Raw genomic sequence first — 15641 nt, 5'->3', positions numbered from 1 at the left:
GAGCGCCCAGGAGCGCTCAGGCGCGACCGCGGTTGCGGCGCCGGATCTCCTTCGGAGCGCGCCCGGCCATGAAGGACCGTGCAGGATCGACGAGGAAGCCCTGCCGGAGCGCCTCGCGACCGACGAGCATCCGGAACCCCATCTGGTCCCGGTTGCTCAAGGTGACCTCGGACTCGACGACCTGCCCGGCCAACGCGATCCGCGTGCGGACGACGATGCGCTCCTGGGTGTGCCCGGTCGAGCTGCGGACGATGCGCCGGTCGTGCACGTCGCACTCGATGGTGGAGGCGTCGGCATCGGTGTCCTGCCAGGGGTGCAGCGAGAACCGGACCCGCTCGCCGGGCAGTTCCTCGAGGTCGAAGGCGTGCAACGCGGAGCTCCGGGCGCCGGTGTCGAGCTTCACCTTGATCCACGGCACGCCGAGGTCCGGCAGCCCCGCCCACTCCCGCCACCCGGCGACGACGAGCCCGCTGTCGGAGGACTTCGGAGCTCGGGCCATGTGCCCATCCTGTCGCATGCTCCGTGGCCACGTCCGCATGCTTTGATGGAGCGTCGCCGTCGATCCGACCCAGCGGAGAACCCCTCGATGAAACTCGCCATCCTGTCGCGCGCGCCCCAGGCGTACTCGACCCAGCGCCTCCGCGCAGCGGCACTCGACCGCGGTCACGAGGTCAAGGTGCTCAACACCCTGCGCTTCGCGATCGACCTGTCCGGCGACGATCCGGACCTGCTCTACCGCGGCAAGCTGCTGAGCGACTACGACGCCGTGCTGCCGCGCATCGGCAACTCGATCACCTACTACGGCACCGCCGTGGTGCGCCAGTTCGAGCAGATGGACGTCTACACGCCGAACACGGCGAACGGCATCACGAACTCGCGCGACAAGCTCCGGGCGAACCAGATCCTGTCGCGGCACGACATCGGCATGCCGGCGACGACCTTCGTGGCCGGGCGCAACGACGTGCGCGGCGCGATCGAACGGGTCGGCGGCGCGCCCGTCGTCATCAAGCTCCTCGAGGGCACGCAGGGCATCGGCGTGATCCTGGCACCCGAGGCGAAGGTGGCCGAGTCGATCGTCGAGACCCTGCACTCCACCAAGCAGAACGTCCTGATCCAGCGGTTCATCGCCGAGAGCCGCGGTCGTGACATCCGGGCCCTCGTCGTCGGTGACCGGGTCGTGGCGGCGATGCGCCGGACCGCCTCGGGCGACGAGTTCCGCTCCAACGTGCACCGCGGCGGCACCGTCGAGAAGGTCACGCTCTCGCCCGAGTACGAGGCCGTGGCCGTGCGCTCGGCACAGATCATGGGCCTCAAGGTCGCCGGCGTCGACATGCTCGAGGGCAACGACGGTCCGCTCGTGATGGAGGTCAACTCGTCGCCAGGGCTCGAGGGCGTCGAGCGTGCCACCGGCCTCGACATCGCCGGTGCGATCGTCGACTTCATCGCGAACCAGGTCGCGTTCCCCGAGATCGACGTCCGCCAGCGGCTGTCCGTCTCGACCGGCTACGGCGTCGCCGAGCTCCTCGTGCACACCAACGCCGACCTGGTCGGCAAGACGATCAAGGAGTCCGGGCTCTGGGACCGTGACATCACGGTCCTCACGCTGCACCGCGGCTCGAACGTCATCCCGAACCCGCGCAGTGGCGTCGCCCTCGAGCCCGGGGACCGCCTGCTCTGCTTCGGCAAGCTCGAGGAGATGCGGTCGATGATCCCGGAGCGCCGCAAGCGGCGCGCGAAGGTGCGGAAGCTGCCGAAGGACGTCTGATCCGGAGCCGTCCAGCGCATCCGGATCGCGCACACAGGCCAGATGCGGAAGTATGTGTCGGTGACGATCATGACGGAACGGCCGGTCGACCAGGCATCGAGCAGTGAACCGGAGCAGCCCGGCAACGCCACGGCGAAGCACCGGAACGTCTCACTGCTCTCCGTGGCGACCACCACTGCGGAGCGTGTGACGACCTCGGCTGACATCGAGGCCAAGCTCCGCGGGGTCCTCCGTCGGCTCCGTCTGCCGATGGGGCTGCTCGAGCGCGTCGCCGGCGTCATCGAGCGCCGCAACTGGGGCGAGGGCCAGACCTTCCAGGACGCGGCGATCGACGCCGGCCGTCGTGCCATGGCCGAAGCCGGTGTCCGGCCCGACGAGATCGGGCTGCTCATCAACACCTCGGTGACCCGTCCGCACCTCGAGCCGTCGGTGGCCGTCCGCCTGCACCACGGCCTCGGGCTGCCGTCGTCCGCCATCAACTTCGACATCGCGAACGCCTGCCTGGGGTTCGTCAACGCCATGAGCGTCGCCGCGGGCATGATCGACTCCGGGCAGATCAAGTACGCGCTCGTCGTCGACGGCGAGGACGCCGACCAGGTGCAGCTCAACACCATCGACCGCCTGAACCAGGGCGGCCGGAACCGCAAGGACTTCATGAGCGAGTTCGCCAGCCTGACCCTCGGGTCCGGTGCCGCGGCCGCCGTGCTCGGCCCGGCGGACCTGCACCCCGAAGGCCACCGGATCGTCGGCGGAGTCACCCGCGCGGCGACCCAGTGGTACGACCTGTGCGTCGGCAGCGTCGACGGCATGTTCACGGACGCGAAGATGCTGCTCAAGGGCGGCATGGAGCTCGTCGTCGCCGCCTGGACCGAGGCCCGCGCACACTTCGACTGGGCCGAGATGGACCGCTACGTGCTGCACCAGGTCTCCGACGTGCACACCAACGCCTTCGTCGAGGCGATCGGCATCCCGCGCGACAAGGTCCCCACCACCTACCAGCGCTTCGGCAACGTCGGCCCCGCGTCGATCCCGATCACCCTCGCCGACGAGGTCGCTTCCGGCGGCATCCGGCGCGGTGACCGCGTGTTCCTGGGTGGCGTCGGTTCCGGCATCAACACGGCGATGATGGAACTCCACTGGTGAGGTCCCGGCTGCCCCGCGTCGCCGCGAGCACGGCTCCGGCGACGCAGTCGCCCTCCCTGCCCGGCCTCGACCCCGCGTGGTCGCGTCTGGTCACGGTCCCCGCGTGGTCTGCAGAGCGGACGGGAGGCACAGATCGCGCCGCGCGCACCTGGCACCTCCTCGACACGGCCGGGTCCCTGGCCGCGCTCGGCGTGGAACCGGTCGGCACGATCCTCTGCGTGCACGGCAACCCGACCTGGTCGTACCTGTGGCGGTCGGTGCTCCGCACCTCGCTCGAGGTCGCCCAGGCCGGCGGCCCGGCCTGGCGCGTGGTCGCCGTCGACCAGCTCGACATGGGCTTCTCGGAGCGCACCGGCGTCGAGCGGGGACTGGGGCAGCGCGTCGCGGACCTCGGAGCCCTGACCGACGAACTCGGGCTGACCGGTCCGGTCGTCACCCTCGGCCACGACTGGGGCGGTGTCGTGTCGCTCGGTTGGGCGGTCGACCACCCGGACGTCCTGGCCGCCGCGATGACGTGCAACACCGCCGTGCACCAGCCCGACGACGCCCCGATCCCCGCACCGCTGCGGCTCGCCCTCGGCCCGGGGATGCTCGGCCGCGCGACGGTCGTGACCCCGGCGTTCCTCGAGACCACCCTGGCCATCGCGCACCCGAAGCTCGACCGTGCCACGGCTGACGGCTACCGGGCGCCCTACCGAGGTGCAGCCCGACGCGGGGGCATCGGCGGCTTCGTCGCGGACATCCCGGTCGACGCCCGGCACCGGAGCGCACCCGAACTCGACCGCATCGCCGCCGGGGTCGCCGCGCTCGACGTGCCGGTGCTCCTGCTCTGGGGTCCGCGCGACCCGGTGTTCCTCGAGCGCTACCTGGACGACCTGACCGAGCGCGTGCCGCACGCGGACGTCCACCGGTTCGAGGGCGCCGGGCACCTGCTGCCCGATGACGCCGACGTGGCGGGCGCGGTCTTCGACTGGCTCGGTGACCGCCTGCCGGACGGTGGCCGTCCTGCGCAGGCCCCCACGGGCCTCCAGTCCGACGTCGTGGACCCGGGCCAGCCCGCACCGGCGACCCCGCCGCTCTGGGCACGGCTCGACGAACTGCGTGGCAGTGACGAACCCGCGCTGGTCGAGATGGCCGCCGCCGGTGGCCCCCGCACGATCACGTGGCGACTGCTCGCCCGACGGGTCGACGAGATCGCCGCGGGACTCGACGACCTGGGCGTCCGCAGCGGCGACCGTGTCTCGCTCCTGGTGACCCCCGGTGCCGACCTGACCGCCGTCCTGTACGCCTGCGTGCGGATCGGGGCGGTCGTCGTCGTCGCGGACGCCGGACTCGGACTCGGCGGCCTGACCCGGGCCGTCCGTGGAGCCCGACCGGACTGGATCATCGGCGCGCTGCCCGGGCTCGGTGCCGCGCGTGCCCTCGGCTGGCCGGGGCGACGCATCGCGACGCTCTCGCTGCCCGCGCCGGCCCGGAAGGCGCTGCGGGTGGAGCACACGCTCGTCGACGTCGCCCGACGTGGTGCCCGCCGTCTCGCCCACGGCACCGCGCTGCCGACGGCTCCGTCGCCGGACGCACCTGCTGCCGTGCTCTTCACCTCGGGATCGACCGGGCCGGCGAAGGGCGTCGTGTACACGCACGGGCAGCTCAGCGCCGTCCGGGACGCCCTGGCCACCCAGTACGACGTCGGGGTCGGCACCGGCCTCGTCGCCGGGTTCGCGCCGTTCGCGCTGCTCGGCCCGGCCCTCGGGGCACGGTCGGTCGCGCCCGACATGGACGTCACCGCGCCGCGCACCCTGACAGCGAAGGCGGTCGCGGCCTCGGTCGCCGCGGCCGACGCCACCGTGGTGTTCCTGTCGCCGGCGGCCCTGGCGAACGTCGTCGCGACCGCGGCGGAGCTCACCGACGCCGACCGGACGGCACTGAAGGGCGTGCGGCTGTTCCTGTCGGCCGGGGCTCCCGTCTCGGCCGCGCTGCTGACCGCGGCGACCGAGCTGATGCCGAACGCCAGCGCCCACACCCCCTACGGCATGACCGAGGGGCTGCTCATGACGGACGTCGACCTCGACGGGGTCCGTGCCGCCGGCCGGTCCGATGACGAGGGGATCTGCGTCGGGGTGCCGGCAGCGAACGTCCGCGTCCGCATCGCGCCGCTCGACGGTTCCGGGCGCTCGACCGGAGCGCCGACGGACGAGCCCGGGGTCACCGGCGAGATCGTCGTCGCGGCACCCCACGTGCGCGACCACTACGACCGGCTGTGGCGCACCGACCGGGTCTCGCGCCTCGGCGTCGACGACCCGCGCGGACACCGCACCGGGGACGTCGGACACCTGGACACCGCGGGACGGATCTGGGTCGAGGGTCGGCTGCAGCACGTGCTGGTGACTCCGGACGGGGTCGTCACGCCGGTGGGGCCGGAGCAGCGGATCGAGGCCGTCGACGGTGTCGGACGTGCCGGGGTCGCGGGCATCGGGCCGGTCGGCACGCAGCAGGTGGTGGCCGTCGTCGAGACCGACCCCGCCGTGCGCCGGCCGGGTCTGGTGTCGCCGCAGCTCGCCGCAGCGGTCCGCGCCGCCGCCGGGGTGCCCCTCGCCGCGGTGCTCGTCGTGCCCGTGCTGCCGACGGACATCCGGCACAACTCCAAGGTCGACCGCACCCGGCTGTCCCGCTGGGCCGGCTCGGTGCTGTCCGGCGGACGGATGGTCCGCCCGTGATCGGCGCGTTCGGCGCGTTCTCACGCGCTCACCGACACCTCACGGGCCGTCGAGGGCGTGAACTGTCGGTGAGCACGAATCTCCGACCCGTCGCGGTTCGAGACGGCGGACGGATGGTCCGCCCGTGAAGGTCCTGGTCACCGGGGCCAGCGGGTTCCTCGGGCAGGCCACCGCCGCCGCCGTGCGGGACGCCGGGCACGAGGTCCGGACGTTCCAGCGCCGTCCCTCGGGCGTAGCCGGGGTGCAGGACGTCGCCGGCACGATGACCGACGACGCCGCGATCGCCCGCGCGGTCGACGGGGTCGAAGCCGTGGTGCACCTGGCCGCGAAGGTGTCACTCGCCGGGGACCCGGCCGACTTCGCGCGGGTCAACATCGAGGGCACGCGCTCGCTGCTGCAGGCCGCCCGTGCTGCCGGGGTCGGGCGCTTCGTCTTCGTGTCGTCGCCGTCGGTCGCGCACACCGGGTCGTCGCTCGTCGGGGCCGACGCCGGTCCGGCCGAGCCGTCCCGTGCCCGAGGCGACTACGCCCGCACCAAGGCCGCGGCGGAGCTCCTGGCACTCGACGCCGACGCCCCGGACTTCGCCGTCGTGGCGGTCCGGCCGCACCTGGTGTGGGGTCCGGGCGACACGCAGCTCGTTGGACGGATCGTCGATCGGGCCCGGACCGGACGGCTCCCACTGCTCGACTCCGGCGCCGCGCTCATCGACACGCTCTACGTCGACAACGCCGCGACGGCCATGGTCGCGGCGCTCGAACACGTCACGGACGACGGCGTCCACGGCAACGCCTACGTCGTCACGAACGGTGAGCCCCGCCCGGTCGCCGATCTGCTCGCCGGCATCTGCACGGCGTCGGGCGTCCGACCGCCGCAGTGGCACGTGCCGGCCGCGGTCGCACGGGCCGCGGGCTCCGTGGTCGAGACCGTCTGGCGCGTCCGACCGGGCGAGGACGAGCCGCCGATGACCCGGTTCCTGGCCGAACAGCTGTCGACCGCGCACTGGTTCGACCAGCGGCGTCCCCGGCGCGACCTGCGGTGGACCCCGTCGGTGTCGATCGACGAGGGGCTCGAGCGACTGGCGGCGGCAGCGGCTCAGGCCTCGTCGGCCGCCACGTAGACCCAGGCCGTCGAGCCCGAGGCCAGCGTGACCCGGATGCGCTGGTAGTCGGCGACCTCGTAGCCGTCGACCGCGCGGAGCTGCCACTCGTACCCGAGCGTCAGGGCCACACCCTCGACGACGTCGCCGGCAGAGCCGCGGCGGAGGATCGGGTGCCGGTCGGAGCCGCTCGTCCGGATGACGTCCGGGTCGGTGATCGTCACCCAGTCGAGCCGCCAGCCGGGCAGGGAGTCCGGGGTGGTGGGGACGTGGTCGCCGAACAGCGACTCCTGCACGAGCGGCTGCTGGAGCGTGCCGTACGAGAAGACCCGGTGCGTCTCGCCGGGGCGCGGCGTCGGACGCTCGACGGGACGCGGAGCGATCGCCGGGGTCGAGGTCCAGACGAGTGCACCGGCCAGGCCGGTCAGGCCGAGGTGCAGCAGCCCGATGACGCCGAGGGCGCTGCCCCAGAAGATCCCGGATTCGTGCCGGAGACAGCTGGACTGCGGCCAGACCTCGGATCCGGACAGGCACTCGTACCGGTTCGTGATCCCGACCACCAGACCGATGACGCCGACGACGAGACAGACGAGCGCGAACGCGCCGAGACCGATGACCCAGCGCTGGCCGGGGGAGAGACGCTTCACGTCGCGAGGCTAGCGGACGGGCAGTGGACCCCGGGACCACCCGGGTGGGCCGACCGGGTCGGGTGGGGCGGGCCTCCAGGCCGGGACCGTGCACGACGTCAGCCGGTGAAGCGGGTCCAGAGCTCGGTGACGATCGGCCAGACGTCGCCGGCGCGGTCAGCGGAGCCGACGGCGACCAGGACGACGGGGACCAGGGTGACCGCCACGCTCACCAGGACGGCGAGCACGACGGCGCTCGTCGCGGTCGCGGTGTGCCGGCGGGTCAGGGCGAGCAGGAGCAGCGCGAGCACCACGACCGCACCGAGCAGGGCGATCAGGGTGACGCGGACGAACGGGAACGGCACGAGGCCGGCGGTGGTGGCGGTGACCCCGCCGAGGAAGCCGACCAGCGGCAGGAACCCGCCGACCGCGACGGCGAGCACGAGGAAGACCCCGATGCCGCCGGCGATCCAGACGCCCCGGGGTCGGGGGCGCCGGTCGCGGGACCGGTGCCCTCCGGACCAGGCGGTGGTCACGGCTGGTCCCGGTGACGGGGAGCCGCGGCGGCAGCCGCTGCCGCGTCGGCGGCGACGGCTGCGTCGTCGGCCGCGTCCGCCGCGGCAACGGCAGCGTCGGCGGCCCTGTCGCGGGTCGTGCCGGCCGCGTCGACGACGACGTCGCGGGCCTGCTCGGCGGCGTCCTTCGCGGACGATGCTGCGTCGGCGGCCTGCTCGGATGCCCGAGCGAGCGACTCCGAGGCGGCGTCGCGCACACGCTGGCCCGTCTCGGCGGCGGCGTCGACGGCACGCTTGTCGGCGGCGGCGTCGGCAGCCTGCTTCGTCGCATCGGCCGTGGCCGTCGCGGCACGCTTGGTCGCGTCCGCGGTGGTCTCGGCGGCCCGCTTGACCGCGTCGCCGGTCGGCTCGGCCGCCTGCTCGACCGCATCGGTCGCCTGCTCGGCGGCCCGGCCGAGCGGGGACTGCTCGTCGTCGAACGGTCCGTGCACGTCGAGGACGCGGACGTCCACGCTCGTCGGGAGCTCGGACAGCTGCCGCGTCGCGGCGGTCACCTGCTTCCGCACCTCGTCGGCGACGTGCAGCACCGGCTCCGGGTAGCTGACGACGATGGAGACCTGCACGCCGAGCGCGCCGTCGTCCTCGTCGACCTGCACGCCGGCGGCGCCGGCGCTCCGGCCGAGCTGCTTGCGGAGCTGGTCGGCTGCGCGGGCGGCGATCCCGCCGAGGTGGTGCACGCCGGGCACGCCGAGTGCGGTCTCCGCTGCGGTCCGGGCGACGATCGTGACGGTGCTCGCGTCGTCGGGCAACGGCTCCGTGAGCTCCGCGGGCAGTGCCACCTCGGTGACCTGCGTGTGCGCGTTCGGGTCGTGCTGCATGGTTCTCTCCTCGTTCGGGTTCCGCCGGAACGCGTCGGGGCACTCGACTGCGCGAGTGCCCCGACACGGTTCGTGCGACCTACTTCTTGAAGACGTCCTTGACGTCCTCGCCGGTCTGCTTCGCGCTCGCGGCGGCCTGGTCCTTCTTGCCCTCGGCGACCTTGGAATCGTCGTTGGTCAGGTTGCCGACGGCTTCCTTCGCCTTGCCGGCGAGGTCCTGTGCGGCGTTCTTGATCTTGTCGTCGAGTCCCATGACGGGTCCTTTCGTGGGTGGGCGGTGCGCCCGGTGGTGTGGTGGTGGGCCGGGAGGCCCGGGGTACGTCCGGCTGACGGGTGTCAGTGGACGCGGGTCGACTTCGCGAGCGCGGAACGGGTACCGCCGGTCAGGTGCACGAGCACCGGGACCGGACGGCCGAGGGTGCGGTCGAGGACCGCGACGGCTCGGTCGACGGCGTCGAGCACGCTGACGGCGTCCCCGCCGCGGCGGACCGCGACACGGATCCGGGCGGCGCGCTGCCGGCGGACGAGGTAGGTGTCGACACGGGACCCGACCACGTCGCGGACACCCGCGAGTTCGTGCTCGAGGACGTCCCGGACGAGTGCGACGTTGACGGTGACCGCATCGTCGCCCGAGTGCTCCCGGACGGCGACGGACGTGCCGCCACCACCGCGGGTGAACACCCACACGAGCGACAGGACGATCACGAGGGCCGCGGCCCCGGCGACGATCCACAGCGCGGACGCGGGGACGTCGAGGCTGCGGGGGAGGTCGACGTACGGCTTGACGGCGTCCTGGACGGCGGGCAGCACGCCCGCGCCCATCGCGATCCCGACGACCACGGCGACGAGGCCGAGGACGAACAGGATGATCCGGTTGAGGGTCCGGTTGCTCTTGGTCATGCGAGGGTTCCCTTCTCCTCGACCCGGACGCGGACGCGTCGGCCGAAGCGCTCGTCGAGACCGCTCAGACGATCCACGACGGCGGCGCGGACGCTCGCCTCGTCGACCGGGACACCGGTGACGGGGACGATGCGCACCTCGGTGGAACGGCCACGGGCGGTGGCGGAGGCGTTCCCCTCGGGGACACCGGCCGCCGTGCCGGCGGCGTTCGCCGCGGTGGAGGCGACGATGCGGGCGTCGATGACGACCGCACCACGCGCGTGCTCGACGACCGAACGGTGCTGGCGGCCGGGCTTGAGCGCCAGGACGACCAGCACGACGCCGAGGACGACGAGCACACCCGCGACGACCTCGACGACGGTGACGAACGCGGCGTCCGGGCGGAGCGCCGTGTCGACCACGGTCTGGGGGTCGGCGACCAGCGGCGGACGGCCGATGGCGCTGAGCACCGCCTCGGTGCCGATCCAGGCGGCCACCAGGGCGAGCACCACGAGTGCCACCGCCACTGCTGTGGAGCGGGAGCGGTGCACGCTCCGACGACGGATGCGTCGTTCGACGGAACCGTTGCTCATGATGGCCTCCTAGCGGGCACGGGACTCGTGCTCGCGCACGATCCCGGTGAGTTCGATGTGGGCACTGCCGACGCGGCGCCCGGTCAGGTCGCTCACGCGGCCCTTGACCTGGTCAGCGATCCGGATCGACCCGGAGACGATGTCGTCGCCCGCGGCGATCGGCCCGGTGATGTCGAGCGACAGTGCTCCCGACGCGTCGCCGAGTCCGACGCGAACCCGCTTGACGGGGGCGCCGAGCCCTTCGGCTGCGACGGCCCGCGCCAGCGAGGTGAGCGCGCGTGCGGTGATCTCGACGCGGCCCGGGACGCCCGGGCCGGCGTTCACCGGGAGCTCCGGCGTCCGGTCAGCACGTCGGTCAGGGCACCGCGGTCGATGCGCCCGGTGGCGAGTGCGGCCACGAGGGCCCCGATCGCACCGAAGACGATCACGAGCACGAAGCCCCAGAACCCGAACTGCAGTGCCACGACGGCGAGGACTGCGCCGATGAGGGCGCCGATCAGCGTGTTGCTCATGCGACTCGGGCTTCCTTCTTCTCGTCGTCGTTGTCGTCGTCGTCACCCGGGATGTAGACGTCCTGGACGGTCACGTTGACCTCGGCGACCTCCATGCCGACGATCTGCTCGAGGGCACGGGCGACACCGGAACGGACGCCGTCGGCGACCTGCTGGAGCGACACCGGGTACTCGGCGACGATCACGATGTCCGCGGCGACCTGCTTCTCGCCGACCTCGACCTTGACGCCCTGACCGAAGTCGCGCTGGCCGATGGCGTCGCGGAGGGCGCCGATGGCACGGGCTGCGCCGTTGCCGAGGGAGTGCACGCCGTTGACCTCGCGGGCGGCGATGCCGGCGACCTTCGACACGACGGTGTCGTCGATGACGGTCTTGCCGGTGACGCCGCTGGTGCCGGCGCGCGAGGTGGCACGGGTCGCCGTGGTGGCCGGGGTGGGGGTGATGGTGTCAGCCATGTTCGTTCCTTCCGTTGACCCGCCGGGCGTTCCCAGCGGTTGCTGTTCACGGATGAGACGGGCTGTGGAAGAGATTCGTCACACACGACTTCTCGGATTCGGGTGGTGTCCAGGCATCCCCGGAAATCCGCGGATCTGCGTGTACCCCCGGGCTGTTCCGTCGGGCCGTTCAGCCGTTTCCGGCCGCGTCGTTGCGCTCGGCCACGGCCCGCATGGCACGGACGCAGGCCATCGGGGACTCGCCGCGCTCCTCGCGGAAGAGCTGCTGCAGGCGTCGGGGGAGCACCCCGGCGGCGGCCGCGATGTCGTCGAGCGTGAGCGGGTCGTCGAGGTGCTGTTCGATGTACGACACCGCACGGCGGACACGCCACGACGCCTTGCCGGCCTCCGGCTGCGCAGCCAGCGACGCGCGTTTCGTCACGGCGGGGTCCTCGCCGAACCGGTCGCGGTAGGTCTCGGCGAACCGGCCCGGGTTGGTGAAGCCCCAGCGGCGGGCGATCGCGGCGATCCCCGACGACACGAGTGGGCAGTCCGCGGCCGTCGTGCCCCCGCGGTCCGCACGCAGGAGCTCTTCCCGCACGCGGTCCAGGCGGTGGTCGCGGAGGAACCGGTGCGGGGTGGTGCCGAGCGTCCGGGCGAAGACGTCCTGCAGCCCGCGCTGGCTCAGTCCGCAGGCGGCGGCGATCGTGGGGATTGAGGGGCGTTCGGCGGCGTGCAGCTCGATGAAGCGGATCGCGTCACGGAGCCGGTTCGCCACGGGCACGTCGTCGCCGCGGTTGCGGATGGGGAACGTGTCGAGGATGACGACGGCCAGCCGGCGGTTCAGCGCGGTCCGCATCGGTCCGAGCACGCGGTCGTCGACCAGGGCCGGCCCGAGTTCGCGGATCATGTGTCGCAGCGGTTCGCGCCGGGCGACGACCTCGTCCTGCTGGTCGAACAGCAGCGGGCCGTCGGGCAGGCGGTAGCCGAGGTCGCGGCCGACGCTCCGCAGGAACCGGTCGGACACGTGCACGCCGTTGTAGACGGTGCCGTCCGACTCGAACCGGTAGGCCTCGGACGCCGAGGCGATGTACGGGCTGCCCGGTTCGACGGTGCGGGTGCGGTCGGCGAAGTGCATCTCGAGGCGACCCTTGGTCAGCCAGAACACCACGTGGTCGTCCCGCACCCCGATGACGCCGCCGCGCCGACCGCCCTCGGCCCGCATGGTGCGGAGCGTCAGGTCGTCGTCGCCCACGACCGTGTACTCGTACCGGGTGTCGTCGGTGGCGAAGGTCTCGGAGGCGAAGTCCGAGCCGCCGTACTCGGCCGTGAAGATCTCGGAGTAGTCGGAACCCTCGCCGTCGGAGAACCGCAGCCGGCGGAATCCGTTCGTCGTCGAGGGGTCCATGCGCCGATCATGCCACCGGTTGCGCGCGGACGAGATCGGAATACCCTAGGGGGGTACCGTATTGAGAACGGTGGAGGCGGACATGCACGAACACGTCGGGTACATCGGCGACAAGGACGACCTGCTCAAGCGACTCCGTCGCGCCGAGGGACAGGTGCGCGGCATCGCGCGGATGGTCGAGGACGAGACGTACTGCATCGACGTCCTGACCCAGATCTCGGCGGCGAACCGGGCGCTCGAACGCGTCGCGCTGTCGCTGCTCGAGGACCACCTGGCGCACTGCGTCGCCGAGGCCGTCGCCGAGGGCGGGGACGCCGCCGACGAGAAGGTGCGCGAGGCCAGCCAGGCGATCGCCCGGCTCGTCCGCTCCTGACCCCGACGACCCACCACCGAGAAGGAGACACCATGACCACCGAAACGCTGCTCGTCGAGGGCATGACCTGCGACCACTGCGTGATGAGCGTCACCGAGGAACTCACCGAGGTCGACGGGGTGTCGGGCGTCGACGTCCGACTCGTCCCCGGCGGATCGTCCGAGGTCACCGTCAGCTCGGCGGCACCCGTCGACGCGGACGCCCTCCGCGCCGCCGTCACCGAGGCGGGGTACGAGGTCGTGCGCTCGTGACCGACCGCACCGTCGAACTCGACATCACCGGGATGACCTGCGCCTCGTGCGCGAACCGCATCGAGCGGAAGCTCGGCAAGCTGCCCGGGGTCACCGCCACGGTCAACTACGCCACCGAGAAGGCGCAGGTGCAGGTCGCCGCGGAGGGCACCGCCGACCCTCAGGCGCTGATCGCCGCGGTGGAGTCGGCCGGCTACGGTGCCACGGTGCCGGCCCCGCCCGCCGCTGCTGACGCCGACCCCGCGGTGGACGAGGACCCGACCGGCCCACTGCGCCGACGCCTGGTCGTGTCCGCCGTGCTCGCGGTGCCCGTCGTGGTGCTCTCGATGGTGCCGGCGCTGCAGTTCCCGAACTGGCAGTGGCTCGCCCTGACGCTCGCGGCGCCCGTCGCCGTCTGGGGTGCGCTGCCGTTCCACCGTGCCGCGTGGGTCAACGCCCGGCACGGTGCCGCCACCATGGACACCCTGGTGAGCGTCGGCGTCCTCGCTGCCTTCGGGTGGTCGCTGTACGCCCTGTTCTTCGGCGACGCCGGCACGACCGGCATGCACATGACGTTCTCGTGGTTCGCCACGGACCCCGAGGCCACCGACCTGTACCTCGAGGTCGCGACCGCCGTGACGGTGTTCATCCTCGCCGGCCGGTACATGGAGGCCCGCGCGAAGACACAGTCCGGTGCCGCACTCCGGGCGCTGCTCGAACTCGGCGCGAAGGACGCCACCGTCCTGCGCGACGGCGGCGAACACCGCGTGCCCGCCTCGTCCCTCGTCGTCGGGGACGTCGTCGTGGTGCGACCGGGCGAGCGGATCCCGAGCGACGGCCTGGTGCAGGACGGCTCCTCGGCCGTCGACCTCAGCATGCTCACCGGCGAGTCCGTGCCGGTCGAGGTCGGACCGGGTGACCGGGTCACCGGCGCCACGATCAACGTCGGCGGCCGGCTCGTCGTCGGCATCACCCGCGTCGGTGCCGACACCGAGCTCGCCCGCATGGGGCGCCTGGTCGAGGACGCCCAGACCGGCAAGGCCGAGGTGCAGCGCCTGGCCGACCGCGTTTCCGGGGTCTTCGTGCCGATCGTCATCGCGCTCGCCGTGCTGGCCTTCGTCGGCTGGCTCGTGTTCGGCGGCTCGGTCACCGCGGCCTTCACCGCGGCCGTCGCCACCCTGATCATCGCCTGCCCGTGCGCCCTCGGACTCGCCACGCCCACCGCACTGCTGGTCGGGACCGGCCGAGGCTCCCAGCTCGGCATCCTGATCGGCGGTCCGCAGGGGCTCGAGCGCACCCGCGGCGTCGACACCGTCGTGCTCGACAAGACCGGCACCGTCACCACGGGGTCGATGACCCTGCGGTCGGTCACCGCCGTCGACGAGACCGAAGACACCGTGCTCCGGCTCGCCGCCGCGGTCGAGGACGGCTCCGAGCACCCCGTCGCCCGTGCCGTCACCACCGCGGCCCGTGCCCGAGGCGTCGACCTGCTGGAGGCCGAGCAGTTCACCGCGACCGCCGGCGCCGGTGTGCAGGCCGTCGTGGACGGCGACGTCGTCCTGGTCGGCACGACCCGCTGGCTCGCCGACTCGTGGTCGATCACCCTGCCCCCGGTGCTGTCCGACGCCGTCGACCGCGCCGAGGCCGACGGGGGCACGGCGGTCGTCGTCGCCCGGAACGGCACGGCCCTGGGCATGGTCGTCGTCGGAGACACCGTGAAGCCCGAGGCCGCCGACGCGATCGCCCGCTTCCGCGCGCTCGGCCTGCACCCGGTGCTGCTCACCGGCGACAACGACGGTGCCGCACGTGCGGTCGCCGCGAGCGTCGGCATCGACGAGGTGCACGCCCGCGCGACCCCGGCGTCGAAGCTCGAGACCGTCCGCCGGCTGCAGGCCGAGGGTCGGAGCGTCGCGATGGTCGGCGACGGCGTGAACGACGCCGCCGCACTGGCCGCGGCCGACCTCGGCATCGCCATGGGGGCCGGCACCGACGCGGCCATCGCGGCGAGCGACATCACGGTGGTCAGCGGTCGGCTCACCGTGGTGGCCGACGCCATCCGGCTGTCGCGCGCGACGCTCGGCGTCATCAAGGGCAACCTGTTCTGGGCGTTCGCGTACAACGTGGCGGCGATCCCGCTCGCGATGGCGGGGCTGCTCAACCCGGTGCTCGCGGGTGCGGCGATGGCGTTCTCGTCGGTCTTCGTCGTGACGAACAGCCTGCGGCTGCGCCGCTTCGCGGCGCAGCCGTGAAGCCGGCCACAGCCGTGAACCCGGCGAACGGACCGCGGCCCTGAACGTGGCAAGCCGACCGCAGCCGTGAACGCGACCGGCCGGGAGGCGTGACGCGCGCAGCGAACGCGAGCCGCGCCTCCCGGCCGACTGTGCGCACCACCTGCCGGAGCGCACTACGCTCGAAGACGGTCCGCGACGCAGCGCTGCGTGACCCGCGGGCTGTACGTCTCGAACGTGATCCCCA

Annotated in this window: 18 protein-coding genes; 7 read left to right on the top strand and 11 right to left on the bottom strand. The window is 72.9% G+C overall.

Annotated elements, in window-relative coordinates:
- Window positions 1-16: 16 nt before the first annotated feature.
- Window positions 17-499: an ATP-dependent zinc protease family protein gene (locus DEJ20_RS15030; RefSeq protein ID WP_027465989.1), complete on the bottom strand. Its 483-nt coding sequence runs from the start codon at window positions 497-499 to the stop codon at window positions 17-19.
- Window positions 500-586: 87 nt separating this feature from the next.
- Between DEJ20_RS15030 and DEJ20_RS15025 the strand changes: the two genes are divergently transcribed.
- From DEJ20_RS15025 to DEJ20_RS15010, 4 genes are all read left to right on the top strand, one after another.
- Window positions 587-1765, top strand: a complete 1179-nt coding sequence (locus tag DEJ20_RS15025; protein WP_110861118.1) for a RimK family alpha-L-glutamate ligase — start codon at window positions 587-589, stop codon at window positions 1763-1765.
- A 69-nt stretch (window positions 1766-1834) separates the two neighbouring features.
- Window positions 1835-2908, top strand: coding sequence for a 3-oxoacyl-ACP synthase III (locus DEJ20_RS15020; protein WP_111232933.1), 1074 nt, complete (start codon window positions 1835-1837; stop codon window positions 2906-2908).
- On the top strand, window positions 2905-5622 hold the full coding sequence (locus DEJ20_RS15015) for an alpha/beta fold hydrolase (protein ID WP_258377216.1): 2718 nt from the start codon (window positions 2905-2907) through the stop codon (window positions 5620-5622). Before DEJ20_RS15020 ends, DEJ20_RS15015 begins: the two co-directional genes overlap by 4 nt.
- A gap of 124 nt (window positions 5623-5746) precedes the next feature.
- Window positions 5747-6739 carry an NAD-dependent epimerase/dehydratase family protein gene (locus tag DEJ20_RS15010; protein WP_111236026.1) on the top strand — a complete coding sequence of 331 codons (993 nt, stop codon included), beginning with the start codon at window positions 5747-5749 and terminating at the stop codon, window positions 6737-6739.
- Here the strand turns inward: DEJ20_RS15010 and DEJ20_RS15005 are convergent.
- The 10 genes from DEJ20_RS15005 to DEJ20_RS14960 all read right to left on the bottom strand — a co-directional run bounded on the left by DEJ20_RS15005 (window position 6715) and on the right by DEJ20_RS14960 (window position 12563).
- Entirely contained in the window at window positions 6715-7365 is a 651-nt protein-coding gene (locus DEJ20_RS15005) for a gamma-glutamylcyclotransferase family protein (protein ID WP_258377217.1), read from the bottom strand. The genes DEJ20_RS15010 and DEJ20_RS15005 overlap by 25 nt on opposite strands.
- Window positions 7366-7463: 98 nt before the next feature.
- Entirely contained in the window at window positions 7464-7880 is a 417-nt protein-coding gene (locus DEJ20_RS15000) for an MFS transporter permease (RefSeq protein WP_111236027.1), read from the bottom strand.
- A complete protein-coding gene (locus DEJ20_RS14995; RefSeq protein ID WP_111236028.1) occupies window positions 7877-8737 on the bottom strand; it encodes an Asp23/Gls24 family envelope stress response protein in 861 nt (286 codons plus the stop codon). The genes DEJ20_RS15000 and DEJ20_RS14995 overlap by 4 nt, the downstream gene beginning before the upstream one ends.
- A gap of 79 nt (window positions 8738-8816) precedes the next feature.
- Window positions 8817-8990, bottom strand: a complete 174-nt coding sequence (locus DEJ20_RS14990; protein ID WP_071246087.1) for a CsbD family protein — start codon at window positions 8988-8990, stop codon at window positions 8817-8819.
- An 83-nt stretch (window positions 8991-9073) separates the two neighbouring features.
- Window positions 9074-9637, bottom strand: a complete 564-nt coding sequence (locus DEJ20_RS14985) for a hypothetical protein (protein WP_110864128.1) — start codon at window positions 9635-9637, stop codon at window positions 9074-9076.
- On the bottom strand, window positions 9634-10209 hold the full coding sequence (locus DEJ20_RS14980) for a DUF6286 domain-containing protein (protein WP_111236029.1): 576 nt from the start codon (window positions 10207-10209) through the stop codon (window positions 9634-9636). The genes DEJ20_RS14985 and DEJ20_RS14980 overlap by 4 nt, the downstream gene beginning before the upstream one ends.
- A 9-nt stretch (window positions 10210-10218) precedes the next feature.
- Window positions 10219-10533, bottom strand: a complete 315-nt coding sequence (locus DEJ20_RS14975) for a hypothetical protein (protein ID WP_111236030.1) — start codon at window positions 10531-10533, stop codon at window positions 10219-10221.
- A complete protein-coding gene (locus tag DEJ20_RS14970; RefSeq protein WP_017885412.1) occupies window positions 10530-10721 on the bottom strand; it encodes a DUF2273 domain-containing protein in 192 nt (63 codons plus the stop codon). Before DEJ20_RS14970 ends, DEJ20_RS14975 begins: the two co-directional genes overlap by 4 nt.
- Entirely contained in the window at window positions 10718-11176 is a 459-nt protein-coding gene (locus DEJ20_RS14965; RefSeq protein WP_111236031.1) for an Asp23/Gls24 family envelope stress response protein, read from the bottom strand. The genes DEJ20_RS14970 and DEJ20_RS14965 overlap by 4 nt, the downstream gene beginning before the upstream one ends.
- A gap of 169 nt (window positions 11177-11345) precedes the next feature.
- Window positions 11346-12563 (bottom strand): AraC family transcriptional regulator, encoded by a 1218-nt coding sequence (locus DEJ20_RS14960; RefSeq protein WP_111236032.1) that lies wholly within the window; start codon window positions 12561-12563, stop codon window positions 11346-11348.
- Window positions 12564-12645: 82 nt separating this feature from the next.
- On the opposite strand from DEJ20_RS14960, the gene DEJ20_RS14955 reads away from it, so the two are divergent.
- Genes DEJ20_RS14955 through DEJ20_RS14945 form a run of 3 tightly spaced genes read left to right on the top strand, consistent with a single transcriptional unit; the run spans window position 12646 to window position 15415 of the window.
- Complete coding sequence (locus tag DEJ20_RS14955; protein WP_027466001.1) at window positions 12646-12936, top strand: metal-sensitive transcriptional regulator; 291 nt, start codon at window positions 12646-12648, stop codon at window positions 12934-12936.
- 32 nt (window positions 12937-12968) lie between these two features.
- Window positions 12969-13187: a heavy-metal-associated domain-containing protein gene (locus DEJ20_RS14950; RefSeq protein WP_111024449.1), complete on the top strand. Its 219-nt coding sequence runs from the start codon at window positions 12969-12971 to the stop codon at window positions 13185-13187.
- Entirely contained in the window at window positions 13184-15415 is a 2232-nt protein-coding gene (locus DEJ20_RS14945) for a heavy metal translocating P-type ATPase (RefSeq protein WP_111236033.1), read from the top strand. Before DEJ20_RS14950 ends, DEJ20_RS14945 begins: the two co-directional genes overlap by 4 nt.
- The last annotated feature ends 226 nt before the right edge of the window (window positions 15416-15641 follow it).

It is taken from the genome of Curtobacterium sp. MCSS17_005 (genome assembly GCF_003234225.2).
Lineage (GTDB): Bacteria > Actinomycetota > Actinomycetes > Actinomycetales > Microbacteriaceae > Curtobacterium > Curtobacterium flaccumfaciens.
Note: the sequence above shows the minus strand (reverse complement) of the source record. Positions and strands in the feature narration are given on the sequence as shown.

What these genes read in the sequence shown, in the direction of transcription:
- DEJ20_RS14950 (WP_111024449.1), top strand. Translation starts at nt 12,969, where the DNA reads ATGACCACCGAAACGCTGCTCGTCGAGGGCATGACCTGCGACCACTGC.
- DEJ20_RS14965 (WP_111236031.1), bottom strand. Translation starts at nt 11,176, where the DNA reads ATGGCTGACACCATCACCCCCACCCCGGCCACCACGGCGACCCGTGCC.
- DEJ20_RS14980 (WP_111236029.1), bottom strand. Translation starts at nt 10,209, where the DNA reads ATGAGCAACGGTTCCGTCGAACGACGCATCCGTCGTCGGAGCGTGCAC.
- DEJ20_RS14960 (WP_111236032.1), bottom strand. Translation starts at nt 12,563, where the DNA reads ATGGACCCCTCGACGACGAACGGATTCCGCCGGCTGCGGTTCTCCGAC.
- DEJ20_RS14970 (WP_017885412.1), bottom strand. Translation starts at nt 10,721, where the DNA reads ATGAGCAACACGCTGATCGGCGCCCTCATCGGCGCAGTCCTCGCCGTC.
- DEJ20_RS14990 (WP_071246087.1), bottom strand. Translation starts at nt 8,990, where the DNA reads ATGGGACTCGACGACAAGATCAAGAACGCCGCACAGGACCTCGCCGGC.
- DEJ20_RS15030 (WP_027465989.1), bottom strand. Translation starts at nt 499, where the DNA reads ATGGCCCGAGCTCCGAAGTCCTCCGACAGCGGGCTCGTCGTCGCCGGG.
- DEJ20_RS15020 (WP_111232933.1), top strand. Translation starts at nt 1,835, where the DNA reads ATGACGGAACGGCCGGTCGACCAGGCATCGAGCAGTGAACCGGAGCAG.
- DEJ20_RS14955 (WP_027466001.1), top strand. Translation starts at nt 12,646, where the DNA reads ATGCACGAACACGTCGGGTACATCGGCGACAAGGACGACCTGCTCAAG.
- DEJ20_RS14995 (WP_111236028.1), bottom strand. Translation starts at nt 8,737, where the DNA reads ATGCAGCACGACCCGAACGCGCACACGCAGGTCACCGAGGTGGCACTG.
- DEJ20_RS15025 (WP_110861118.1), top strand. Translation starts at nt 587, where the DNA reads ATGAAACTCGCCATCCTGTCGCGCGCGCCCCAGGCGTACTCGACCCAG.
- DEJ20_RS14985 (WP_110864128.1), bottom strand. Translation starts at nt 9,637, where the DNA reads ATGACCAAGAGCAACCGGACCCTCAACCGGATCATCCTGTTCGTCCTC.